The organism is Kocuria sp. KSNUG (assembly GCF_049532735.1).
Lineage (GTDB): Bacteria > Actinomycetota > Actinomycetes > Actinomycetales > Micrococcaceae > Kocuria > Kocuria rhizophila.
The window spans coordinates 681,189-703,924 of record NZ_CP150981.1 but is presented as its reverse complement, the minus strand read 5'-3'; the positions used below and the strand labels follow the sequence as shown (position 1 = coordinate 703,924).

The 22,736-nt window shown below is 67.3% G+C and carries 22 protein-coding genes, 1 pseudogene and 1 other annotated feature; of the genes and pseudogenes, 10 read left to right on the top strand and 13 right to left on the bottom strand.

The features are described 5' to 3' along the window. Positions 1–98: 98 nt before the first annotated feature. The 3 genes from AABM36_RS03090 to AABM36_RS03080 all read left to right on the top strand — a co-directional run bounded on the left by AABM36_RS03090 (position 99) and on the right by AABM36_RS03080 (position 3,525). Positions 99–698 (top strand): hypothetical protein, encoded by a 600-nt coding sequence (locus AABM36_RS03090; RefSeq protein ID WP_423447336.1) that lies wholly within the window; start codon positions 99–101, stop codon positions 696–698. Continuing rightward, positions 667–2,265, top strand: coding sequence for a hypothetical protein (locus AABM36_RS03085; RefSeq protein WP_423447334.1), 1,599 nt, complete (start codon positions 667–669; stop codon positions 2,263–2,265). The genes AABM36_RS03090 and AABM36_RS03085 overlap by 32 nt, the downstream gene beginning before the upstream one ends. Before the next feature lie 162 nt (positions 2,266–2,427). Beyond that, positions 2,428–3,525 carry a DUF4238 domain-containing protein gene (locus AABM36_RS03080; protein WP_081477505.1) on the top strand — a complete coding sequence of 366 codons (1,098 nt, stop codon included), beginning with the start codon at positions 2,428–2,430 and terminating at the stop codon, positions 3,523–3,525. On the opposite strand, the gene AABM36_RS03075 is transcribed toward AABM36_RS03080, so the two are convergent. Further along, positions 3,522–3,842: a hypothetical protein gene (locus AABM36_RS03075; RefSeq protein ID WP_208547041.1), complete on the bottom strand. Its 321-nt coding sequence runs from the start codon at positions 3,840–3,842 to the stop codon at positions 3,522–3,524. The genes AABM36_RS03080 and AABM36_RS03075 overlap by 4 nt on opposite strands. A 15-nt stretch (positions 3,843–3,857) precedes the next feature. On the opposite strand from AABM36_RS03075, the gene AABM36_RS03070 reads away from it, so the two are divergent. After that, positions 3,858–5,104, top strand: a protein-coding gene (locus AABM36_RS03070) for an IS3 family transposase (RefSeq protein ID WP_423447332.1) whose coding sequence is annotated in 2 segments (ribosomal slippage) — positions 3,858–4,143 and positions 4,143–5,104 — 1,248 coding nt in all. Because the reading frame shifts where the segments join, the coding sequence is not laid out codon by codon here. Further along, positions 4,136–4,264: a sequence feature (AL1L pseudoknot), on the top strand. Its footprint overlaps the gene before it by 129 nt. Before the next feature lie 242 nt (positions 5,105–5,346). Here AABM36_RS03070 and AABM36_RS03065 read toward each other — a convergent pair. From AABM36_RS03065 to AABM36_RS03035, 7 genes are all read right to left on the bottom strand, one after another. Next, positions 5,347–5,937 carry a dienelactone hydrolase family protein gene (locus AABM36_RS03065; RefSeq protein WP_271074089.1) on the bottom strand — a complete coding sequence of 197 codons (591 nt, stop codon included), beginning with the start codon at positions 5,935–5,937 and terminating at the stop codon, positions 5,347–5,349. Positions 5,938–5,953: 16 nt separating this feature from the next. Further along, the gene (locus AABM36_RS03060) at positions 5,954–6,724 is read right to left on the bottom strand and encodes an HpcH/HpaI aldolase family protein (RefSeq protein WP_423447897.1); all 771 of its coding nucleotides are present in this window, start codon (positions 6,722–6,724) and stop codon (positions 5,954–5,956) included. A 50-nt stretch (positions 6,725–6,774) separates the two neighbouring features. Then, a complete protein-coding gene (gene hpaH / locus AABM36_RS03055) occupies positions 6,775–7,560 on the bottom strand; it encodes a 2-oxo-hept-4-ene-1,7-dioate hydratase (RefSeq protein ID WP_249494213.1) in 786 nt (261 codons plus the stop codon). 84 nt (positions 7,561–7,644) lie between these two features. Beyond that, positions 7,645–8,811 (bottom strand): 3,4-dihydroxyphenylacetate 2,3-dioxygenase, encoded by a 1,167-nt coding sequence (gene hpaD / locus AABM36_RS03050; RefSeq protein ID WP_423447329.1) that lies wholly within the window; start codon positions 8,809–8,811, stop codon positions 7,645–7,647. Positions 8,812–8,944: 133 nt separating this feature from the next. Continuing rightward, complete coding sequence (hpaE, locus tag AABM36_RS03045; RefSeq protein WP_423447328.1) at positions 8,945–10,480, bottom strand: 5-carboxymethyl-2-hydroxymuconate semialdehyde dehydrogenase; 1,536 nt, start codon at positions 10,478–10,480, stop codon at positions 8,945–8,947. Between the two features lie 44 nt (positions 10,481–10,524). Further along, positions 10,525–11,223, bottom strand: a complete 699-nt coding sequence (locus tag AABM36_RS03040) for a GntR family transcriptional regulator (protein ID WP_423447326.1) — start codon at positions 11,221–11,223, stop codon at positions 10,525–10,527. A gap of 53 nt (positions 11,224–11,276) precedes the next feature. Then, positions 11,277–12,809: a fumarylacetoacetate hydrolase family protein gene (locus AABM36_RS03035; protein WP_423447324.1), complete on the bottom strand. Its 1,533-nt coding sequence runs from the start codon at positions 12,807–12,809 to the stop codon at positions 11,277–11,279. Positions 12,810–13,131: 322 nt separating this feature from the next. Here AABM36_RS03035 and AABM36_RS03030 point away from each other — a divergent pair, with 322 nt between their 5' ends. After that, positions 13,132–15,018 (top strand): FAD-binding monooxygenase, encoded by a 1,887-nt coding sequence (locus tag AABM36_RS03030; protein WP_423447322.1) that lies wholly within the window; start codon positions 13,132–13,134, stop codon positions 15,016–15,018. 147 nt (positions 15,019–15,165) lie between these two features. On the opposite strand, the gene AABM36_RS03025 is transcribed toward AABM36_RS03030, so the two are convergent. From AABM36_RS03025 to AABM36_RS03005, 5 genes are all read right to left on the bottom strand, one after another. Then, on the bottom strand, positions 15,166–15,966 hold the full coding sequence (locus tag AABM36_RS03025) for a family 1 encapsulin nanocompartment shell protein (RefSeq protein WP_423447320.1): 801 nt from the start codon (positions 15,964–15,966) through the stop codon (positions 15,166–15,168). 80 nt (positions 15,967–16,046) lie between these two features. Then, the gene (locus AABM36_RS03020; protein ID WP_423447318.1) at positions 16,047–17,084 is read right to left on the bottom strand and encodes a Dyp-type peroxidase; all 1,038 of its coding nucleotides are present in this window, start codon (positions 17,082–17,084) and stop codon (positions 16,047–16,049) included. A 76-nt stretch (positions 17,085–17,160) separates the two neighbouring features. After that, positions 17,161–17,490, bottom strand: coding sequence for a DMT family transporter (locus AABM36_RS03015; protein ID WP_039100725.1), 330 nt, complete (start codon positions 17,488–17,490; stop codon positions 17,161–17,163). After that, positions 17,487–17,855 carry a DMT family transporter gene (locus tag AABM36_RS03010; protein ID WP_039100724.1) on the bottom strand — a complete coding sequence of 123 codons (369 nt, stop codon included), beginning with the start codon at positions 17,853–17,855 and terminating at the stop codon, positions 17,487–17,489. Before AABM36_RS03010 ends, AABM36_RS03015 begins: the two co-directional genes overlap by 4 nt. Positions 17,856–17,936: 81 nt before the next feature. Beyond that, positions 17,937–18,950 (bottom strand): NAD(P)H-dependent flavin oxidoreductase, encoded by a 1,014-nt coding sequence (locus AABM36_RS03005; protein WP_423447317.1) that lies wholly within the window; start codon positions 18,948–18,950, stop codon positions 17,937–17,939. A gap of 23 nt (positions 18,951–18,973) precedes the next feature. Here AABM36_RS03005 and AABM36_RS03000 point away from each other — a divergent pair, with 23 nt between their 5' ends. The 5 genes and pseudogenes from AABM36_RS03000 (at position 18,974) to AABM36_RS02980 (ending at position 22,652) form a co-directional block, all read left to right on the top strand. Then, positions 18,974–19,459 carry an NUDIX hydrolase gene (locus AABM36_RS03000; protein WP_423447316.1) on the top strand — a complete coding sequence of 162 codons (486 nt, stop codon included), beginning with the start codon at positions 18,974–18,976 and terminating at the stop codon, positions 19,457–19,459. Between the two features lie 235 nt (positions 19,460–19,694). After that, positions 19,695–20,075 carry a hypothetical protein gene (locus AABM36_RS02995; protein ID WP_423447314.1) on the top strand — a complete coding sequence of 127 codons (381 nt, stop codon included), beginning with the start codon at positions 19,695–19,697 and terminating at the stop codon, positions 20,073–20,075. Between the two features lie 46 nt (positions 20,076–20,121). Beyond that, positions 20,122–20,337, top strand: a pseudogene (locus tag AABM36_RS02990) (hypothetical protein); the annotation flags it as partial. 337 nt (positions 20,338–20,674) lie between these two features. Further along, a complete protein-coding gene (locus AABM36_RS02985) occupies positions 20,675–21,052 on the top strand; it encodes a hypothetical protein (protein WP_423447312.1) in 378 nt (125 codons plus the stop codon). A 256-nt stretch (positions 21,053–21,308) separates the two neighbouring features. Beyond that, positions 21,309–22,652 (top strand): TRAP transporter large permease subunit, encoded by a 1,344-nt coding sequence (locus tag AABM36_RS02980; RefSeq protein WP_423447310.1) that lies wholly within the window; start codon positions 21,309–21,311, stop codon positions 22,650–22,652. The last annotated feature ends 84 nt before the right edge of the window (positions 22,653–22,736 follow it).

The following is a 22,736-nucleotide window of genomic DNA, read 5'->3' as shown; positions in this document are numbered from 1 at the left end:
AAGTCGGGGCAGTCCCGTCCCAACGCCGTTCGACGCTCCATTAACAGATTGTCGGCGCGCGAGACTAGACTGAGCGCAGATCGCCTAGGAGGCAGACCGTGACGGAATCCGAAGTATGGGCCTATCCCGCAGAGTACGGTGCCGCCGCATCGGCTTGGATGAACGATGCAGTCGACACCTTGAGTCGTGAGATCCACCCGCTTCTCGCATCAATCCGCCGTGAACGAGTTGCCGATTTACCCCGGCCGGAAGAGCATGCACCGGAAACCGCACAACTTGCGTCACCTCTGTTCCGCGGTATCAAGACTGAGCAAATTGTGCGCATTGATGCGCAAGACGCCCTGTGTGGGGACGTCGATTCGTTTTTGACCATGACTTTCCAACTCGCGGATGCCCTCGGATCTCAGTTCATGGATGGCTTCCTGAGTCACATCAGTGAGGTCAGTGAAGCATATGATCAAACGCTCGATGCTAAGGGTCGGGACATTATAGACGTCATAATAGATTCCCTTGAGACCCTTGACATCTCATTTAATGAGAACGGCGAACATAACCTAACCATGGTTCTTCATCCAGACACTGCGGAAAAACTTCAAAACACGAAACTGACGCCCAGGCAAAAAGCACGTCTTCAACAGGTTCTTCAGCGCAGGCGGGAGGAGTGGAATGCTTCGCGCCGTCGTCACGACCTTCCTTGAGAGCCTTACCGAGCGGGAGTTCGACGCACCCTTACTCGCTCTCCTCTCCTTACAAGGCTTCACCGACATCCACTTCATCCACGGCGGATTTGAGTTCGGGAAAGACGTTATTGCTAAGCGTCACGATGCTGACGGCCAGACACTGCGGCAGTACTCCATCCAATCCAAAGCCGGCGATCTCGGCCAATCCGACTGGAGAGCTGTCCGGCCACAATTGGAGGAGTGCGAGTACAACACGCGTGCCCATCCAAGCTTCGATGCAGAGCTACCGCGCGTCGCAGTGCTTGTGACCACTGGAATTCTGAAAGGCGGCGCACCAGTCGACGCGCAGGAATTCAAGGCAGCATGCGCGAACCGCGGTCTAGCCGACTTCGAAGTCTGGGACCGTAACACGCTTGTGGACTGGCTCTGTCAGGACCCTTCTCTCGGACTTGCCGACCTCAGCGTTCAAGACGATTTGGTAGCCCTACTTGGTTCGATAGCTCGCCTCCAGGTGACCGAGCCGATGTTGGAGCGCCACACCCGCTCCTGGCTCGAAGGTGACGCTGCCCCCAAGCGGCTTGCTCGGGCGTCTATCGAGACCGCGATGATGTCCCACGAGCTTCGCAAGGCACATCGCCTGGACCTGGCGGCATTCCTTGCTCTTCATCTCTACCGCGCCTCCTGGGAACCACCCAACACCGAAACCAACGGTGTGCGTTCCGCGGCTTCCAATGCTGCACTGCGGTTGTTCATTTCAACGGCAACCGAACTTTTGGACCAAGTCGAGCCACTCCTTGACGATCCAAATAGGCTCGCGCACAGCGTGGCAGGCGTAGGGTACGTGTTTACTTACCCAGCAGTTTGCAGCCGACTGGCGGAAATATTCAGTCTACTTGCCCTAATCGAACCACCGGCCGATCCTGCTAAACGTGCGATTTCCGCAGTAGCCTCTCTGGCCGCGCACCACCCCGGTACGACCCGCCCACCTTCGGACCAGTTCGCCGCCGCCATCTTGCCTGTTTCCACTGTGCTTGCTCGAACGGACGTCAATGCGGCCCGTGCATTCCTACGCGAGGTTGCCCAGTGGTTACTGGACAGCTACGACGCAAACAAGGATGGTCTCGGCCTCGGATCAATTGATGAAGACGAAAAGACTCAATTTGAGCGTATCGTCGCGGGTAAGACGACTTTCACGTCACTTAATGTGCGAAATTCCAGCTATCTGGCCTCAGTAATCCTGGACGCCCTATCGATCACGGATGCATCGGAGCTCTACGACGTCGTCCTTAAAAACATGGATGCCCTCCGACTCTTCGCGACTGGGTTTCGCGCAGACGAAGTGCACGCCCGGTGGCGGCGTGGCGGACCGAATGTATACCCGCATCCGCGAATTATCTACCTGCCCTGGGCCAACCGGTCGAGCACTAGCCATGCTGCGCCGGGCACGGCCATGGACGCGGTACTACTCGCCTCTGTTACCCGTACCCGTCACTACGTCGGAGCGTTCGAGGAGCTCATCCGACTTACCGTCAAGGATGGCCCCATGGAACCGAGCACTGAAGCAATAGGTGGTGGAAGTGAATAAAAGTTTTACATCTGGGTTACATGCAAATTCCTGTGGGGTTAAGCCACCCAACTCCAGGACAACCAAGTATTTAGCCACGCCGCCGCGACAGCGCCTAACACCGCCAACCGCACCGATTCCAACAGCAGAGCGGGGACACCGAGGTAGGAATGTGGTCCTGGTATGAACGCGGCAGAGGGCACTAAGACGACCACAGCCACCAACGATCACATCGTGCCCAGAATGTACCTGCGACGGTTCGCCATCGAACGTTCCGGTGGCCCGCAAGTGAGTGTAGCCAGAATGGATGCCCCGGAGAAGGACTTCATTGTCAACACACGAAATGTCGGGGCAGAGAAATCATTTTATTGGGGTTCCGGGCCGGACGGTGTTCCCACACATGATATGGAAGTGTTCCTCAGCGGCATAGAAACGGAGGCAACAACCGCGTTCAGGCGCATTCTTGACAAAGGAACACTGCCGACCGACAATGCCTTCCCCAACCGTTGGCCGCCCACCACAGAAACACGAGTCGTCATCGCATGGTGGATTGCCGCTCAGCTCATTCGGACCGCACCGCAACGCGAACGCCTCTGGCGCCTTCATGGTGATAACCCTTTGGAGCCACCCCGCTCACTGCGGCGAGCAGACCTTCACCACGCCTATATCGTCCAAGCGGTGGCTCCACTTGCGGCCCTAATCTATGCCCGACCTTGGGGGTTCGGCTTCACTAGCCTGTGCCTGCTTACCTCCGATACACCAGTACAGGTTCTCAATGCTCGCGAGGACGACGATCCACTCGACACGGCCGCTTACTGGGACATCTACGTGCCGCTGGACCCTCACCGATTCCTGTACCTGCCCGGCAAGATGCATGCCAGCCAACAACGTTTGATGCGTGATCACCGAATCAATCTTCCAGGCGGCCTCGCGATTCCTTTAAATCATGAGGTCATTGAAACCGCACACCGTCACATCATCTGGCATCCACAACATGATCCAAGATCAAGAAGCTATCTGGACGACGCACTGGCAACTAGGCATTCCCGGCAAATGCACGGTAACACGGGCAAGGTTCTGCAATACACCGCACTAGACGGCGACTTTGGAATCGAACGACGATGGCTCCACACGCACACGTGGGACTCTGGACAGTCCACCGACATAGCTACCGAAGCCGACGACACAAAGTCTGAGGCAGAGCTGGTCGCCCTCGTCGAACAGATGTCGAGACAACTCGAAAGTGCGAAAGTCGAGTTCGATAAGCGACAGCAGACCTAAACGTCGTTGCGACCTTGCAGGAGACGCATCATCGTGGCGACCATGTGTTGGCCCTGGAGCTGATCGTCGGGCGTCTGCTGGTATTCCTGGCCGGTCATGCCGTCGCCTTGGCGGCGGTTCTGCGGGGGCTCGAGACCTTCGATGAGGATCGCTTCCATGGTGGCCACCACCAGGTCTGTCCCGAAGGTCTCCGCTGCCCGTCCGAGCCGGCCGTTGGTGAGCACCGGACGCAGGCCGAACCAGGAGAACCGGTCCCAGCGCCCGGACAGCCGGTCCTTGGTGAATCGCCCCGGGTCTGGTGGGGGCTCTGAATCCACGGGAGGATGAGGAGCATGGCAGCACCGAGGAAGTACCCCGACAAGCTTCGGGAGAGAGCCACGAGGATGGCAGTTCAGTCACGGCGCGATCCATCGACGAGATCGGGAACGTTTCGCCGTGTGGGCGAGCAGCTCGGGATCAATCCCGAGACTCTGAGGAACTGGGTCGTGCAGGCCGAGGTCGACGAGGGGCACCGTCCCGGGACCACGACCAGCGAGTCCCAGCGCCTGGTCGAGCTGGAGAAGGAAGTGCGTGAGCTGCGCAGGGCGAACTCGATCCTGCGTTCAGCCTCGGCTTTTTTCGCGGCGGAGCTCGACCGCCCACAGCGTTGATCGTGGAGTACATCGACCAGTACAGGCATGAGTTCGGCGTCGAGCCGATCTGTCGAACGCTGACCGCAGCGGGCACGCAGATCGCGCCGAGCACGTACTACGCGTTCAAGACCCGCCCACCCTCGAAGCGAGCACTACGCGACGAGGAACTGCTGGTCGAGATCCACCGCGTCCATGCGGCGAACTTCGGCGTCTACGGGACGAAGAAGGTCCACGCCCAGCTGCGCCGCGAGGGCGTCGTCGTCGCGCGTTGCACGGTCGAGCGGCTCATGCGCGTCGCGGGGTTGCGAGGGGTCAGCCGGGCCAAGGGCCCGCGCACCACGATCTCCGGTCGTGGCCCGGATGATCGTCCTGACCTGGTCGAACGTGACTTCACCGCGACCGCTCCGAACCAGTTGTGGGTCGCGGACATCACCTACTGCCGCACCTTCGCCGGCTGGGTCTATGCCGCGTTCATCATCGACGTGTTCTCCCGCCGCGTGGTCGGCTGGCAGCTGTCGAAATCGCTGCGGACGGACCTCGCGCTGGACGCGCTCGAGATGGGCATCTGGACCCGCGATCACGCAGGCCAGGCCGTCACCGGGCTCACGCACCACAGTGACAAGGGCGTTCAATACGTCGCCATCCGCTACACCGAGCGTCTTGCCGAGGCCGGCGCGGCCGCCTCGGTCGGCTCCACCGGCGACTCGTATGACAATGCCCTGGCCGAGGCCTTCAACTCGCTGTTCAAGGCCGAACTGGTCCGCAACCGCGGGCCCTGGAAGAACATCGACGACCTCGAGATCGCGACCGCAGAATACATCGACTGGTTCAACCACCGGCGGCTGCACGGCGAGATCGGCATGATCCCGCCCGTCGAGCTCGAGGACACCTACCATCACAATCACCCCGCATCGGCACCCGCCGAGACGGCACTTGCGAGCCTCTAGTAAACTCGGGGCGATTCAGTACCCGCGTGAGCGCGTTCCTGGACACCCGGAATCTCCGCCAATATCGTGGTCATCACGACGAACCGGTCACCGGGGCGTTGTCTGCCGGAGGCCCTACTGGGGCCTCCGCGCTTATGTGAGGCACCCACTTGCGTGCGGTCTGGTCCTTCCGGTTCCGGTTCCGGTTCCACGTGCATATACCCATGCGCGACGACGCACTGCACACCACGCCCTCTGCCCGGTCATGTCGTCAGACACTTACGCAGAAGCACCCAGGGGCGCCGCGAAGTAGTCCTCGATCCTCCGCCACGCGTGCTCGCGGTCCTCTCGGGTGCCCCGAAACCCGCCACGTGCCACAGCGAAGCCAGGGCGGCAGGTCCCGGCATCGAGTCGTTGAGAAAGGCGTGCCCCGCGCTCGGGTACTCCTGGACGTCGTACCCCACCGAGGCGGCGTCGAGCTTTGCCTCCAGCTTCTGCGCCGCACCCCGGTTCTGCAGGTCCCGCGCACCGTAGGAACCCACCACCGGGCAGGCGTGGCCCACGTCCTCGGGGACGGTTCCATAGTTCACGCTCGCCACGGCGTAGCGGCCCCGGTCGCAGGTCAGCAGCGCGAAGCCCCCGCCCATGCAGAAGCCGATGATGCCCACGGCCTCGGTGGTCTCCGGCTGGGCGAGCAGCCACTGCCGACTGGTCTCGATGTCCACCAGCGCCTCGCCCTTACCCGTGCTCAGGGCACGGATCGTGGCAACCAGGTGCCGCCGCGCCCTGCCGTCCAAGTACAGGTCCGGGACAACGACCTCGTAGCCCCACCCGGCTATGCGGCCGGGGTTCATTCATGCCCCGGAGGGCTCAGACCCGGAACGCCCCCGCCAGGTTCCGCGCCCCGGAAGCCAGCAGGGCGACGTCGGCGCCCACGTTCACGAAGTCCGCGCCCGCGGCGAGGTAGTCCCGCGCCTGGTCCTGCGCGAACGCATTGACGCCCACGAACTTGCCCGCCGCCTGCACCGCGGTGATCACGTGCTTCACGGCGGCGACGACGTCCGGGTGGGTCTGCTGCCCGATCAGACCCATGGAGGCGGCGAGGTCCGAGGGGCCCACGAACACGCCGTCCACCCCGTCCACCGCGGCGATCTCCTCGATGCCCGCCACGGCCGCCGCGGACTCCGCCTGCACCACAAGGGTGATGGTCTCCCGGGCACGCGGCAGGTAGCCGGGGATCCCACCCCAGCGCCCGGAACGCGCCAGTGCCGCACCCACGCCGCGCACGCCCGCGGACGGGTACGCCACGGACCGGGCTGCGGCCTCCGCCTCGGCCACGGAGTCCACCATGGGCACGATCAGCGACTGCACCCCGAGGTCCAGGTACTGCTTGATGATGACCTCGTCGTTGTCCGGCACCCGCACCACGGACAGGGTGGGGTACCCGGCGATCGCGCGCAGCTGCGCCTGGATGGACTCCAGGGACAGGGGCGAGTGCTCGCCGTCCACCAGGAGGTAGTCGAAGCCCGCGCTCGCGCAGATCTCCGCCGCCGTGGGGTCCCCCGAGGACACGAAGATGCCGGTGATCGGGTCCTCGGGCGTGCGCGGCAGCGCGAAGAGGTCCTTGAGGCTCGGCAGCACACCCGGCAGGTTGGCCGCGTCCGCGGCGCGGAAGGTGTGGATCAGGTCGTTCACTCGAAGCGACACGTGATGGCTCCCAACTGTCCGTAGTCGGCGTGGACGGTGTCCCCGGGGTGGACCCACATGGGCTTGGTGAAGGACCCGGCCAGCACGATGCTCCCGGCCTCCAGCGCGTCCCCGTGCGCGGCGAGCTTGTTCGCGAGCCACGCGACACCGTTCGCGGGGTGGTTGAGCACGGCCGCGGCCACGCCCGTGTCCTCGAGGGTCTCGTTGCGGTACAGCAGCGCAGACACCCACCGCAGGTCCACGGCGTCAGGCGCCACGGGGTTGCCGCCGTAGACCATCCCGCCCAGGGCCGCGTTGTCCGAGATGGTGTCAACGATCGTGCGGCCCTCCATCTGGATCCGCGAGCTCAGGATCTCCAGCGCCGGCACCACGTACTCGGTGGCCCGCAGCACGTCGAAGATGCTCGCGTGCGGCCCGCGCAGCTCGTCCTTGAGCACGAACGCGAGCTCCACCTCGATCCGCACGTTCGAGTACTGCCCGTGCTCGATCACCGAGCCGTTCTCATGGACCTGGTCCGCAAAGATCGCTCCGTAGTCCGGTTCCGTGATCCCCGTGGCCTCCTGCATGACCTTGGAGGTGAGCCCGATCTTCCGGCCCACCAGCCGCCGCCCCGAGTCCTGCGCGCGCCTGCGCCACTCGTTCTGCACCGCGTAGGAGTCCTCCACGGTCATCTCCGGGTAGCGCTTGGTGAGGCGCTCGATCATCGTGCGGTTCGCCTCCGCGGCGGCCAGTTCGTCCGCGATGGCCACCACGCGTTCGTGGTCCAGCATGTCCTTGCCTTTCGGTTCGTGCGTGCGCGGTGGACGACGACGCCGCTCGCCCACCGAGGGCGCGGGCGGCGTCGTCGTCGCGGGTCAGAGCTGGTGACCCATCTTGTACTCGCCCTTCTTCCAGTCCGGCATGGACTCCTCACCCTCGGAGGGGCGCGTGTAGGAGAAGCCGTCCGCGCCGATCGTCACGGCCAGCTCGGAGTCGTCCGTGCGGGAGACGACCTCCTGCGGGTTGCCGTCCAGGTCCAGCACCAGGGACGCCTCCGTGTACCAGGAGGGGACCACGGGGGTGCCCCACCAGTCGCGGCGCTGGTTGTCGTGGACGTCCCACGTGACCACGGGGTTGTCCGGGTCACCGGTGTAGTAGTCCTGCGTGTAGATCTCCACGCGGTGCCCGTCCGGGTCCCGCAGGTAGAGGTAGAACGCGTTGGACACGCCGTGGCGGCCGGGGCCGCGCTCGATCCTGTCCGACTGGCGCAGTGCACCGAGCTTGTCGCAGATGGCCAGGATGTTGTGCTTCTCGTGGGTCGCGAAGGCCACGTGGTGCATGCGGGGCCCGTCGCCGCCGGTCATGGCCGTGTCGTGCACGGTGGGCTTGCGGCGCATCCACGCGGCGTACACCGTGCCCTGCTCGTCCTGGATGTCCTCGGTCACGCGGAAGCCCAGGTCCTGCATGAACTTGGTGGCGCGGGGGACGTCCGGGGTGACCTGGTTGAAGTGGTCCAGGCGCACCAGGGCACCCGGGGTGTAGAGGTCGTAGCGCCACGCGAGGCGCTCCACGTGCTCCACGTCGTGGAAGAACTCGTACGGGAAGCCCAGGGGGTCCTCCACGCGCACGGACTCGCCGATGCCCTTGGTGAAGCCCTCCGCGCGGCGCTCCACGCGGCAGCCGAGCCCCTCGTAGAAAGCGACGGCCTTGTCCAGGTCCTCGGGGGTGCGCACGCGGTAGGAGAACGCCGCCACGGCGGCCACGGGGCCCTGGCGCAGCACCAGGTTGTGGTGGATGAACTCCTCGATCGAGCGCAGGTAGACGGTGTTCTCGTCCTCCTCCGTGACCGTCAGCCCCAGCACGTCCACGTAGAACGCGCGGGAGGCCGCGAGGTCCGTGACCACGAGCTCCATGTACGCGCAGCGCAGGATGTCCGGCGCGGGAGCCGAAGGGGTCGTGATGGGGTTGTCGGTGGTGATCGGGGCTTCCTGGGAAACGTAGAAGCCCGAGGACGTCATTGTCCGATCAGCGGGATTCGTCATGATGTGTCCTTCGTGGTGAGGGTGGTGGAGTTTCTGATGCCTGCCGCCGCCGCGGGCCGGGCGGACCGCGACGGCGAGGGCGTGGTGCGTGGGCGTGGGTGCCGGGTGGGCGTCGACGCCGCCTGGCCGGGGCTCAGCCGTCCGTCTTCGCGGCGGCGTCCTCCTGCTTGCCGAAGACCGGGTTGTGCACTTCACCGAGGTTGATGTGCACGGCCTGCTGGTCCGTGTAGAAGTCGATCGAGCGGTAGCCGCCCTCGTGGCCCAGCCCGGAGGCCTTCACGCCGCCGAACGGGGTGCGCAGGTCACGCACGTTGTTGGAGTTCAGCCACACCATGCCCGCCTCCACGTTCTGCGCGAAGTTGTGGGCGCGCTTGAGGTCGCTGGTCCAGATATAGGCGGCCAGGCCGTACTTGGTGTTGTTCGCGAGCTCCAGGGCCTCCTCGTCCGTGTCGAACGGGGTGATGGCCACCACCGGACCGAAGATCTCCTCCTGGAAGATCCGGGCGTCCGGGGCCACGTCCACGAACACCGTGGGCGCCACGTAGTTGCCGGTCTCGAAGCCCTCGGGACGGCCGCCACCGGCGACCAGACGGGCCTCCTGCTTGCCGATCTCCACGTAGGACATGACCTTCTCGTAGTGCTCCGGGTGCACCAGGGCACCCACCTCGGTGCTGGGGTCCGAGGGCAGACCCACCTTCACGCGTTTGGCCTGCGCGGCGTAGCGCTCCACGAACTCGTCGTAGATCCCGCGCTGCACCAGGATGCGCGAGCCCGCGGTGCAGCGCTCGCCGTTGAGGGAGAACACCCCGAAGATCGTGGCGTTGATCGAGGCCTCGAGGTCCGCGTCCTCGAAGACCACGGCCGGGGACTTGCCGCCCAGCTCCATGGACAGGCCCTTGAGGTACGGGGCGGCGTTGGCGAAGATGATCTGCCCGGTGCGGGACTCGCCCGTGAACGAGATCAGGGGGACGTCCGGGTGCTTGACCAGGGAGTCACCGGCGTAGCCCTCCTCGCCGAAGCCGTTGACCAGGTTGAAGACACCGGCGGGGACACCGGCCTCCTCGAAGATCCCGGGCCACAGGGAGGCGGAGAGCGGGGTGAACTCGGCGGGCTTGAGCACCACGCAGTTGCCGGTGGCCAGTGCGGGGCCCAGCTTCCAGGACTCGAGCATGAACGGGGTGTTCCACGGCGTGATCAGACCGGCCACGCCAATGGGCTTGCGGTTCACGTAGTTCACCTGGCGGCCCGGGACCTTGTAGGCGTCGTCGATCTGGGCGACGATCAGGTCCGCGAAGAACCGGAAGTTCTCCGCCGCGCGGCGGGCCTGGCCCAGCGCCTGGGTGATGGGCAGCCCGGAGTCGTAGGACTCCATGGCGGCCAGCTGGTCCCCGCGGGACTCCACGATGTCCGCGATCCTGTGGAGGATCCGGGAGCGCTCACGCGGGAGCATCTTGGGCCACGGGCCCTCCTCGAACGCCTTCTTGGCGGCGGCCACGGCGGCGTCGACGTCCGCCTTCTTGCCGGAGGCGGCCGTGATGTAGGGCTCGTTGGTCACGGGGTTAAGCACGTCGAACGTGTCCCCGTCGATGGAGTCCGCCCACTCGCCACCGATGTAGTGGCGGATGGACTCGGGAAGGTTATCGGGCTTGGTGTCCTGCAGAGCGGCCATGTGATGACTCCTCGGATTCGGTGGGGTGGATGCTTGTCAGTGGGTCACGCGGATCGCCGCTGCACCTCGTCCGGCTCCCCGCGGCTGCTGAGGTAGCTGCGCAGGGTGGCCGCACGGTGCTGGCGCACCGCCCGCTCCACGGCCTCGGCCGGGGCGTGGGTCTCGATGAGGTGGAGGATGTGGTGGTGCTCGTTGACCGAGGCGCGGGCACGCTCCGGGACGAACGAGAACGTGGAGGTCCGCAGGTGGTTCAGCCGCTCCCACTCCACCGTGACCAGGTCGTTGAGCCGCTCGTTGGGGCACCGGCACGCGAGCACGCGGTGGAACTCGTGGTTGGTCTCCGTGAACGTCTGCGGGTCGAAGTTCTTCAGCGACTCCTCCATGGCGGCGTTGAGCTCCCGCGCGCGGGCGAGGTCCGCGGCCGTGATGCGCTCGGCCGACATGGCCGTGGCCGCGCCCTCCAGGACCGCGAGGGTCTCCATGCTGTAGGTGTACTGCTCGCCGTCCACCATGGACACCCGCGCACCCACGTTGCGCTCGAACGTCACGAGCCCCTCCGCCTCGAGCCTGCGGATGGCCTCGCGCACCGGCACCACGGACATCCCCAGCGTCTCGGCAATGCTCGCGAGCACCAGGCGGTAGCCCGGGGAGAACGCCTGGGACATGATCTGGGCCTTGATCCAGTCGTACGCGCGCTGCGCCTTGGAGGGGGCGGCGCCAGCGGTGTCCGCGGTCAGGGGCATGTGGTCCTCGGTTCGGGTCAGGTGATCGGGTGCGGGATGCGCTCAGGCGCGGGTCACTCGGAGGGCAGCGGGTTCTCGGCCAGCCACTGCTGGAACTTCTGCTTCCACTCCCCCGTGGGCGGGAACAGCCCGTCCACCGGGTGCCCCTCGGCCACGCGCTCGGCCACCCAGGCGTCCTCGTGCTCCTTGGCCAGGGCGTCCTGGACCACCTCCTCGGCGAGCTCGCGCGGGATCACGACGACGCCGTCGTCGTCCCCCACGACCACGTCACCCGGCAGCACGGTCACGTTGCCGCAGGCCACGGCCACGTCCGACTCCCACGGCACGTGCCGCCGGCCGAGCACGGCAGGGTTGGGGCCCTTGCAGAACACGGGCAGCCCGATCTCCTGCACCGCCGCGTAGTCGCGCACGCCACCGTCCGTGACCACGCCGGCCGCGCCGTTGTGGCGGGCGCGCAGGGCGAGGACGTCCCCGAGGGTCGCGGAACCGGTCTCCCCGCGCGCCTCGATCACGATCACCTCACCCTCGCCCACGGCGTCGAACGCGCGCTTCTGGGCGTTGTAGCCGCCGCCGTGGCTCGTGAAGAGGTCCTCGCGGTTGGGCACGAAACGCAGGGTCTTGGCGGTGCCCACCAGCTTGGTGCCGGGGGTCTGCGGGAAGACGTCCGCGACCACCACGTTGTTCAGCCCGCGCTTGCGCAGCTGGGCGGACAGGCCCGCGGTGGGGGCCTTGTCGAGCTTCGCGCGCAGTGCCGGGCTGAGGGCGTGCTCCTGGCCCTGCTCCGGCAGGCCCGCGGCCTCGCGCGAGCCCCACGCCTCCTCGCGCTGGGTGTCGTTCACCGCGGGCATGGCACCGAGGCCCTCGTCGAAGCCCTCGGTCCCCTCGGTCACGCGGCTGACCAGCCGACCGGACGACGGCGCTCCGGCCGCGGTCGGCGCGTCCACCTCCACCTCCACGACGTCCCCGGGACGGGCGACCGAGGACCCGGCGGGGGTGCCCGTGAGGATCACGTCCCCCTCCCCCAGAGTCACGTGCTGGGAGAGGTCCGCCACGAACTGGGCGAGCGGGAAGATCATGTTCTCGGGGGCCGTGGTGTCCTCCTGGACCACCTGGCCGTTGAGCCAGGTGCGGACACGCAGCTGCTCCGGTGAGACCTCGCGGGCGTCGATCAGCGCGGGGCCCAGGGAGGTGTAGCCGTCCCGGCCCTTGTTGCGCAGATTGGAGCCCTTGTCCGCGGCGCGCAGGTCGTAGAGGCCCCAGTCGTTGGAGGCCGTCACGGCGGCCACGTGGCTCCACGCGTCCTCGAGGGAGACGTTGCGGGCGGGCGTGCCGATCACCAGGGCGATCTCACCCTCGAACGCGAGCAGCTCGGTGCCCGCGGGGCGCTTCACGGCGGCACCGGAACCGGCGAGCGAGCTGGCCGGCTTCAGGAAGTAGGACGGCACGGCGGGCTTGCGACCGCGCTGGGCCGCGCGGGACTCGTAGGCCACGTGCACGGCGACGATCTTGCCGGGACGCACCGGCACGGGCTGCGGGGTGGCGGCGCCATCCGCGGTGTGCTGGGCGTTCTGGGGGTTCTCGGTCACCGTGACCGCCTCCTCGTGGTCGGCAGGATGTTATCGAAAATCGTATATTATCTGGACAGGGGCGACAAGTGGCTTGGATCACCTTATTGTCGCAGGACTGCCAGTGACCGCCGAGATTTCAGGGCACTCGGACCCTGAGCGCACGGAATCTTCGGGGCGTCACACTTCCGCGAGATCCACCGGCACCCTGTTACGTGCACCACATATCGTATATGATCTGGGCAACAGACTTACATGCGCACCGACTCACCGCCGGGGAGAGCACCGTCGCTCACCCGTGCCCGGTGCTCGGTCCGGACCATCGCAGAACGCAGGAGAAGGCATGCTCTTTCATCAGAACGGATACGTCTCCGAGGACCCTCGCGTGCAGGAGGCCCGCGGCTACGGGGTGGACCGCGCCGAGGACCTCCCGGACACCATGGACGTGCTCATCGTGGGTTCCGGTCCGGCCGGTGTGATCGCCGCGGCGCAGCTCTCCCAGTACCCGGAGGTCAGCACCCGGATCATCGAGCGCCGCACCGGGCGTCTGGAGATCGGACAGGCGGACGGGCTGCAGGCGCGCAGCGTGGAGACCTTCCAGTCCTTCGGCTTCGCGCAGGAGATCATCCAGGAGGCGTTCATGCTCCGGGAGATGTGCTTCTGGAACCCGGACCCCACGAACCCGCAGAACATCGTGCGCACGGGCCGCCCCGCGGACGACCCCCACGGCATCTCCGAGTTCCCGCACATGATCGTGAACCAGGCGCGCGTGCTCGACTACTTCCTGCGCTCCGCCAAGCGCGGGCCGGGGCGGATCGAGCCGGACTACGGCATCGAGTTCGTGGGCCTGGAGGTGGACCAGGAGCAGGAGCACCCGGTCGCCGTCACGATCCGCTACGTGGCCGGGCCCCGCGAGGGCGAGGAGCGCACCGTGCGCGCCAAGTACGTCTTCGGCTGCGACGGCGCCGCGTCCCGCGTGCGCAAGTCCATCGGCCGCAAGCTCGAGGGCAAGGGCGCCAACCACGCGTGGGGTGTCATGGACGTGCTCGCCAACACGGACTTCCCGGACATCCGCACCAAGTGCGCGATCAACTCCGTGCACGGCTCCATCCTGCACATCCCCCGCGAGGGCGGGCTGCTGTTCCGCATGTACGTGGACCTGGGCGAGGTGCCCGAGGACGACAACCACGAGATCCGCAAGACCCCCGTGGAGGAGGTCATCCGCCGGGCGAACGAGATCATCCACCCCTACAGCGTGGACGTGAAGTCCGTGGCGTGGTCCTCCGTGTACGAGGTGGGCCACCGCCTCACGGACCACTTCGACGACGTCGACACCGAGGACCGCGGCACCCGCTGCCCCCGCGTGTTCATCGCCGGGGACGCGTGCCACACCCACTCCGCGAAGGCCGGCCAGGGCATGAACGTGTCCATGCAGGACGGCTGGAACCTGGGCTGGAAGCTCGGCGCCGTGCTTTCGGGCCGCGCGGACGAGTCCCTCCTGGACACCTACTCCGAGGAGCGGCAGGTCATCGCCAAGAACCTGATCGACTTCGACCGCCAGTGGTCCACGCTCATGGCCACCCCGCAGGACAAGCTCCCGGACCCCAAGTACCTCGAGGAGTTCTACGTCAAGACCGCCGAGTTCCCGGCCGGGTTCATGACCGAGTACCAGCCCTCGCTGATCGTCGCGGGCGCGGAGCACCAGGACCTCGCGGAGGGCTACCCCGTGGGCAAGCGCTTCAAGTCCGCGAAGGTCCAGCGGGTGTGCGACTCCGTGGTGGTGCACCAGGGCCACGAGGCCACCGCGGACGGTCGCTGGCGCATCCACGTGTACGCGGACTCCGCGGTGGCCGGGGCGGACTCCCCCACCTCCGCGTTCGCCGAGTGGCTGCAGAACGACCCCGCCTCGCCGCTCGTGGCCTACCGCCGCGAGGGGGACGGGGACGACGCCCTCTTCGACGTGGACGTCACCTACCAGCAGTCCTACGACCAGGTGGACATCAACGCCGTCCCCCGCGCGTTCAAGCCGCAGGTGGGGCCGTTCGAGCTGAACTACTGGGAGCGCGTGTACGCCGCGATCCCCGGTGAGGACATCTTCGACCTGCGGAAGATCAGCCGCGACGGCGCCGTGGTGGTGGTCCGCCCGGACCACTACGTGGCCGCCGTCCTCCCGCTGGACGCCACCGCCGAACTCGGCGAGTTCTTCGCGGGCTTCCTCCGCAAGGGCTGACCCACAGAGCCTCCCCGCCGCACCCGGGGATGGAACGACCCGCCGCGCACTCCTTGGGGGAGTGCGCGGCGGGTCTTCTGCATGCTGGCCCGGGGTCGCCCGGAGCGGGGCGACGTCCAGGGCGGGCCGGGGCGCGGCCCTCGGAGGTCAGGCGGAGATGACCACGCTGGCCTCGGACGTGTTGACCCGGAACGTCAGGGTCTCGCGGAGGTAGAGGTCCACGGTGTCCGCGGTGTGGGACGTGTAGCCGATCGCGGTGTCCAGACCCAGGTGCAGCTCGTAGTCGCCGCCGCGCGCGGAGAGCAGCAGGGCGTCGTCGAGCGCGGGGGCCCAGATGATGCTGCCGTCGCCCAGGATGCGGGAGATGTGCTCGTGGATCGGGTAGCCGTGGTCGGTGGTCTCCGTGACCTCCGTGTAGAGCTCCGCGGGCAGCAGCAGGTTGTACGGCCCGGCCACACCGGCCAGCCGCAGCTCCGTCTTGGCCTTCGCCACCGCGTTCGGGAACTCGCGGACGTCCTGGGGCATGGCCACGCGGCCGTTGTCGCTCGCGGGTGCGATGCCCTGGATCCCGGCGGCGTCCGAGCCGTAGAAGACGGTGCGGTCCTCGGCGGAGGCCAGGGCCACGGCGGCGTCCTTCACGGGCTGCCAGTCCGGGTCCGTGGCACCGCGCTCCACGGAGTCCACGTCCGAGCGCTTCACCGTGAACGGGGCCCGCAGCTCCACCACGCGCACCACGTGGCGCTGCAGGGCCTCCACCCCGGTGGTGTCCGCCTCCACGCGGCTCACGTGCCCGGTGCCCAGCGCGGAGAACTCCGCCCCGGCAGGTTCCGGCATGTCGACGACGCGGCGCGCGGCCACGCGGGCGCGGAAGGTCCGGCGCGCCTCGTCCTCCATGTCCGACCACGCGGCGGAGGAGATGGGTGCAAGATCCCGGTACAGGTTGTTCATCGTGAGCTCCTTCAAGGGGTTCTGGAGAGGTCTTTGCTGGTGGTGGCGGTGGCGCGGCACCGGTGGCCGGCGGGCCCGGTTCAGGGTCGCTTGAGGCTGCCGATGCCCAGGGAACCGTCCGCGGAGGCGACGGGCGCGGGGTCGGCGGGCGCGGCGTCGTCGTCGGCCTGGGAATTGGAGGAGGTCTCCCGCGGGGGCACCGTGGTGGGATCGTCCAGGAAGGACCTGGGCGGGGCGAAGAACAGGCCCCCGGTGACTGCGGTGGAGAAGTCCAGGATGCGGTCGTAGGTGCCCGGCGGGTTGCCGATGAACATGTTCTCCAGCATGGTCTCGGTGATCGCCGGGTCCGCCGCGTCGCCGATGAAGTAGGTGCCGAACTCGGCCGAGCCCACCTCGCCGAAGGGCATGTTGTCCCGCACGATCTCGCGGGCGTGGCCGTCCACGTCGTCGAGGTCGTTGAGCGCCACGTGCGAGTTGGCGGGCTTCTGCTCGTCCGACATCTCGATGTCCTCGAGCTTCGAGCGGCCGATGACCCGTTCCTGCTCGCCCGTGGACAGCGCCTCCCACTCGTCCATCTGGTGCAGGTACTTCTGGACCAGCACGTAGCTGCCACCGCGGTAGGCCGGGTCCTGGTCCCCCACCACGGCCGCGGTCTGGGCGTCGTCCTCCTCCGGGTTCGCGGTGCCGTCCACGAAGCCCAGCAGGTCCCGCTCCTCGAAGAACTTGAAGCCGTGGACCTCGTCCTGCACCTGCGTGTAGGGCCGCAGCCGCGTCATGAGGTGCTTGGCCAGCTCGAAGCACACGTCCTGGGTGCCCGCCCGCAGGTGGATCAGGATGTCCCCCGGGGTGGCCGGTGCGGAGTGCACCTCCCCGTGGAACTCCTTGAACGGGTGCAGGTCCCTGGGCAGCGGCGCGTCGAAGAGCCGGCCCCAGGCGTCGTGGCCGATGCCCACCACGCACAGCAGGTTGCTCGTGGGCACACGGAACGAGACCGCCTTGGTGAGGTCCGAGACCTCGGTCAGGACGTCCGCCACCTGGGACTCCGAGCCCTCGTTGATGGTCAGGACCAGGAACATGGCGGCCTTGGCCGGTGGGGCCACGATCTTCTGGGTGGGCATGGTGCCTCCTGGGTGAGCGGGTGCGCCGTGGGGCAGGGTCACCTCCACACTATGCCCGGGGCCGGGCCCGCGGCGATCAGTGCGCGGCACCCGTCTCGATGAGCAGCACACCGCCCACGATCAGGACAAGACCGGCGCCCATGATCCAGGTGAGGGGCTCCTTGAAGAACACGCGGCTGATGAGCGCGGTGAGCGCCACGCCGGCGGCGGCCCAGATCCCGTACGCCACCCCGAGCGGCATGCCCTCCGCGAGCACGACTCCCAGCAGCGAGAACGCCACGGCGTAGCCCGCGGCCACGCCGAGCCACCACAGCCGGCTGCCCACGCTCACCATGCGCAGGGACACGGTGCCGCCCACCTCACAGAGGATCGCGACGCCGAGCAGAACGTAGCTGAGCACGGTCACCGGGCCACCTCCGGACCCGTCGCCTCCGGCTGGGAGCGGCGCTGCGCCACCTGGGAGCCGAGCTCCACGAGGAGCACACCCACCATGACCAGGACGAGCCCGGCACCCATGAGCGGCGTGATGGTCTCCCCGTAGACGATCGAGGACAGCACCGCTGTGGCGGCCACCCCCGTGGCGCCCCAGATCCCGTACCCCACGCCCAGGGTCATGCCGTGCCGCAAGGACGCGAACAGTCCGAGGAAGGAGCCGAGGTATCCGGCCGCCACCAGGGCGTAGAACGCGGGGTTCTCCACGGCGGCTTTCAGCGCCAGCGAACCCGTCACCTCGGACGCGATCGCGGCGGTCAGGTACAGCCATTTCTGCATGGGGCGGGGATCTCCTCTGGACGTGGTGCGGTGCGGCGTGCCGGGCAGTCGTGCAAGCAGCAAGAAGTGGTGGCGGAGCGCTCAGAGCCCGCGGAACAACTCCACCACATCCGCCGCGGTGGTGTCGCGGCAGGCCGCGAAGCCCGTGCCCGCCCAGAGGTTCAGTCCCTCGGGATCCGCGGACGATGCCGCCCGCAGCGGGGCGGTCATGTAGTGCACCTGGGGGTAGCCGGTCACCTCGTGCGCCGCCATCTGGTCCGTGAAGCGGTTGCGCAGCGCTCGGGCCGCCCGGCCGGAGAATGCGCGGGTCACCACGGTCTCCGTGTGCGCGCCGTCCAGCAGGGCCGCCCGGTGCGCGGGCTTCGTGCCGGCCTCCACCGCGGTGAGGAACAGCGTGCCCACCTGCACGGCCGCGGCACCCCGCGCGAGGAGGGCGGCGGCGTCGTCCCGGCCGGTGATCCCGCCCGCGGCCACGAGCGGAATGTCCGTCGCACGGCGGGCGGCCACCAGCAGGTCCGCCGTGGTGATGTCCTCCGGCTCCGTGTCCTGGCCGTGGGTGGCGCGGTGTCCGCCCGCCTCACGGCCCTGCACCACGATTGCGTCCGGACGCAGCCGGGCCGCGGCCGCCACCTCGTCCGCGGACGTCGCGTTGAGCACGACGGCGCTGCCCGCGTTCCGCAACCGGGCGACGTCGTCCGCGGTGGGCAGCCCGAACGTGAAGGAGACGAGTGGGACGGGGTGGGCCGTGAGGTGGGCAAGTTTCGCGGGGTACTCGTCGTCCACGTACTCACCCGGCTGCGGTGTGGCGACGTCCAGCTCGGCGGCCGGCGGTGCCAGCGCACGGGCGTAGTCCGCCAGCGCGGCGGGATCTGAGGGGTCCTTCTCCGGAACGAACAGGTTCACCCCGAAGCGGTCCGTGTGCGCGGCGACCTCCCGAACCTCCTCCGCCATCGCGTCAGTGCTCTTGTACCCGGCGGCGAGCATGCCCAGCCCGCCGGCACGCGCCACGGCCACCGCGAGCGCGGGCGTGGACGGCCCACCCGCCATGGGCGCCTGCACCACGGGCACGGGCAGGGTGGTCAGGGGATTGGTCATGGCGTCTCCTTACACTGGCAGGCGTGTCCGCATCCCATGATCCCCGCCAGGCCCCCGTTCCGTCCTCCTCGCCCTCCGGGAACGACGACGCCGCCCGCCCCGTCATCAAGGTCACCGGCGTGGTCCTGCGCCGCGCCTCGGACGGCTGCGTGCTGACCGTGCGCAAACGCGGGACCAGCATGTTCATGTTCCCCGGCGGGAAACCGGAGGCGGGCGAGACCCCCGAGGAGACCGGGATCCGCGAAGTGCGCGAGGAGCTGGGGATCGAACTGTCCCCGGCGGACCTCGTGCCGGTGGGCGAGTGGCACAGCGACGCCGCCAACGAACCCGGTCACGGGCTGCACAGCCACGTGTTCATGAGCACGGCCCCACTGACGCGGACTCCGGTGCCGGCCGCGGAGATCGAGGAGCTGCGGTGGCAACCCCTGGACGGCGTGGAGGACGTGGAGGACCTCGCCCCGCTGGCCCGCTGGTATGCGCTGCCGGCTGTGCGGGATGCGGCACGGTAGCCCGGTCACGGCGAATCTGGTCCCGCGGACACTCGCTGGTTCGGGCCTGGCGCACTACCGGCTCCTGCTGCCACTACACAACGAGGCAAGCGAGGCACGCTGCCCGTGGTCGGCATTCCTACCCCGCGAAGTCGAGGACACTGAGCAGCTGCGGAGCATCGACCTCTCCGATCTGCGCCACCGTGCGGCGCTTGCGGGCCGAGACATGACCAGCTGGGACTCCTGCAGGGGTGCCGTGTCCGGATACTTCGTACGCACGCTACGTGAAGCGCTGGAGGAGTTCGTGGCCGCGCACGCCACATGGACACTGGTCCGTTGGCAGGGTTACCAGCACGGTCTAAACGCTGCAACACCGGTGACCGTCGGGGATCGGGAATGCGCTCAGCAGATCCTGGACCTCGACGACTCCATGTCCAGCATCGGTGAACTGGGGATGCCGGACTTCCTCTGGTCTTCGACGCTGCAGTTCGGATGGGGTGCACCGCCGTACCCCGACTGGGGCATCATAACGGTGGCGCTGCAGGACTACATGCGGCACTTCGCGCCTCGGGACTTCGAAGCCTTCGCCGTCCCGCTGGAGGCGGCCCTCCCGGACAGCCTGGGTGACTGGGTGTAGGAGGGCATGACGATGACTACACGGGCGCAAACGATGAGCAAGTTCCCTGGGCGAGTGTCGAGGCCACTCCCGAGGACTTCATTCTCACCGAGGTCTCAATCAGCATGCCGGGGACCGGCAGCAAGAATGCAGCCAAGCTCTTCCGCGTGCTCGTGATGACACCGGGTTCGAGACAGCAGACCGCACGGCAACCTGTGCAGGGATTGCGCCGGTCACGCGACAATCTGGGACCTTGATCCGCAGTGAGTTCCCCGCCCGCGCAGGTAACCGACGGTTGAAGAACGAGCTTTTTTACTCCGTGTGGTTCGAGGCAATCCACGACCCCGTCCCGACGGTCTACTACGATCGCAAACGAGCCGACCGCCAACGCCGCGGCGCAGCCGTTATCTGGTTGCCCTGCCATCATTGCAATGTGATCTTCGCGGTGCTCGGCGACAGCACCTGTTATCAGCCACCCACCGCCCCTACCCCGCGCCGACCGCTCTCGCGGCGTGACCCGGAATATGGGGACACCCCCCGAACGGATGGACCCGATGAGCCAGCCCACCCCCGCAGTACCTTCCACTCCCTCCCCCGCGACTTCGCAGAGTACCGAGCCTATGAAAGGCTCCAAGAAGAAGCGAACTATCAACTGGGGCCTGGTGCGCTGCTCGTGGGCCGCACTCGTGCTCCTTGGGTTCGTCATTCTTTCCCTCCCCGTGGCCCCAAGCGGCGAGTCGGGTGACTGGTCAACAAGCGTGAGCTCAGCGGCCATGAATTTCTCGCTCCGGGAGGACGAGGCGCAGGGCGCTCCGCAGCAGGCTGTCGTGAGCGGCTGGTACACCAATGACCTTCTGGCAGTGCAGACGAAGATCGCGGGTGACCAGAAAGAGCAGACGGAGCACATCGCCCGAATGCTGTTCTTCCTGGGAATCGGCCTTCTCGGCGACCGGGTGATCCACTCCGCGGAGGCGTTCCGCACTGCACGCAGCTCCTAGACGGCGGGACAGCCACCTTCCGCCCCGCGCCACGACCCGCACAGCCACATGCTCCTCAGCACCACCCCGCTGGAGCATTTCCCAGCACCCGCCGCGGGGACCTATGGGCCGCGGTGGTAGGTCTTTAAGGACGTCGGCGACCTGACCCCACTGCCCCGATGGCACGCGATTCCGGGAGGTGCAAGTTGCGGACGCGCCATAATGTGAGTCGCTGCGCGAAGACGGGCAGCGGATCCTGCACGTAGGAGGAATGCACATGGGCATCCTCGCCCTGGGCGTGTTTGTTGCCGTGACCGTGGTGATGAACGTCCCGCTCAAGCGTCCGATCTCTGAGTCGCTGCTCGTAGCACTGGTCTCCACTGCCCTCGTGGGCGGTGGAGACGCCCCACGGCTTCTGTGGGAGGGAGTGTGGGGCGCTCTCGACAACGACGTGACTTTCGCGGGCATGGCCTTCGTATTCATGGGAGTCATCGTCTCCGCCACGGGACTAATCGAACGTTTGATCGAGATATTCAACTCGGTCTTCGGACGGGTGAGGGGCGGGGCCGCCTACGTGTCGACGGCCGGTTCTGCAGCCATTGGTCTCGTGGCCGGCTCCACCGCCGGCAACGCCGCCACTGTGGGATCCGTGACCATCCCCTGGATGAAGGAGAACGGCTGGTCCTCGACCCGCGCCGCCACCCTCGTAGCGGGAAACTCCGGTCTGGGAGTGTCCCTGCCGCCGAACTCCACGATGTTCATCCTCCTCGCAACCCCAGCCGCCGCTGGGGTGAGCTCCGGCGATGTCTACGTGGCACTCATGGTCGCGGGCGCATTCGCCGTGCTCTACCGGATGGTCATCGTCTTCATCTGGGCCCGCCGCGACGGCATCCAGCGGGCGACGAGCCACAAAATCGCGCCCCTGGGCGCGGCATTGCGCACCGGTTGGACCTCCACGCTGATCTTCCTGGGCATCCTAATCCCCGTGTCTCTGACGTTCGGGCCGCTGTTCGACCTGCTTTCCGCGCCAGAACGGATCGGGGAGAACTCAATGGGTGAGATTTCGATCATTGTTTGGGTGCCCATCCTGATTTCGATAATCGCACTCATAGAGGGACGCAAACGGCTCCGGGGGCAGTGGGGTTCCATCCGCGCGGCGCTGACCGCCGAGATCCCCCAGTTCGCCACCGTGGGCGTCTCCCTGTTCGCGGCACTGGCGGCGTCCACCATCATGAGCGACCTCGGCGTGGGCGACCAGTTGACCGCGTCTCTCAACAGCCTGCACCTGCCCAAGCCGCTGCTCGTGCTGCTGGTGTGCGTGGCGATCGTCGTCGTGGCGACGCCGCTGTCCTCAACCGCGACCGCCGCGGCCGTGGGCGCCCCGGCCGTCATCGCGCTGGGCTCGGTGGGCGTGCCGCCCGTCGTCTCTATCTGCGCTGTCCTGATCTGCACATCCACGGAGGGTGCGTCCCCGCCGGTTGGCGCACCGATCTACCTGGCTTCCGGTATGGCCGAGGTGAACCCACAGCGCACCTTCGTCCCGCTCATCCTGTGGTTCGTCCTCCCCATCATCGGGCTGGGCTGGCTGCTCGCCATGGGCTGGCTCCCCCTGCCCCACTGACCACGCCCACGAATCCCCCGGGTGACAGCATTCCGGCGAAAGGCACCACGATGAAACGAATCCTCGACATACTGTTCTGGGCGA

Coding starts and splice junctions, on each gene's coding strand:
- AABM36_RS02980 (WP_423447310.1), top strand. CDS start 21,309: ATGGGCATCCTCGCCCTGGGCGTGTTTGTTGCCGTGACCGTGGTGATG.
- AABM36_RS03005 (WP_423447317.1), bottom strand. CDS start 18,950: ATGACCAATCCCCTGACCACCCTGCCCGTGCCCGTGGTGCAGGCGCCC.
- hpaE (WP_423447328.1), bottom strand. CDS start 10,480: ATGGCCGCTCTGCAGGACACCAAGCCCGATAACCTTCCCGAGTCCATC.
- hpaD (WP_423447329.1), bottom strand. CDS start 8,811: ATGACGAATCCCGCTGATCGGACAATGACGTCCTCGGGCTTCTACGTT.
- AABM36_RS03020 (WP_423447318.1), bottom strand. CDS start 17,084: ATGCCCACCCAGAAGATCGTGGCCCCACCGGCCAAGGCCGCCATGTTC.
- AABM36_RS03025 (WP_423447320.1), bottom strand. CDS start 15,966: ATGAACAACCTGTACCGGGATCTTGCACCCATCTCCTCCGCCGCGTGG.
- hpaH (WP_249494213.1), bottom strand. CDS start 7,560: ATGCTGGACCACGAACGCGTGGTGGCCATCGCGGACGAACTGGCCGCC.
- AABM36_RS02985 (WP_423447312.1), top strand. CDS start 20,675: ATGAAAGGCTCCAAGAAGAAGCGAACTATCAACTGGGGCCTGGTGCGC.
- AABM36_RS03010 (WP_039100724.1), bottom strand. CDS start 17,855: ATGCAGAAATGGCTGTACCTGACCGCCGCGATCGCGTCCGAGGTGACG.
- AABM36_RS03030 (WP_423447322.1), top strand. CDS start 13,132: ATGCTCTTTCATCAGAACGGATACGTCTCCGAGGACCCTCGCGTGCAG.
- AABM36_RS03080 (WP_081477505.1), top strand. CDS start 2,428: ATGAACGCGGCAGAGGGCACTAAGACGACCACAGCCACCAACGATCAC.
- AABM36_RS03065 (WP_271074089.1), bottom strand. CDS start 5,937: ATGAACCCCGGCCGCATAGCCGGGTGGGGCTACGAGGTCGTTGTCCCG.
- AABM36_RS03040 (WP_423447326.1), bottom strand. CDS start 11,223: ATGCCCCTGACCGCGGACACCGCTGGCGCCGCCCCCTCCAAGGCGCAG.
- AABM36_RS03085 (WP_423447334.1), top strand. CDS start 667: ATGCTTCGCGCCGTCGTCACGACCTTCCTTGAGAGCCTTACCGAGCGG.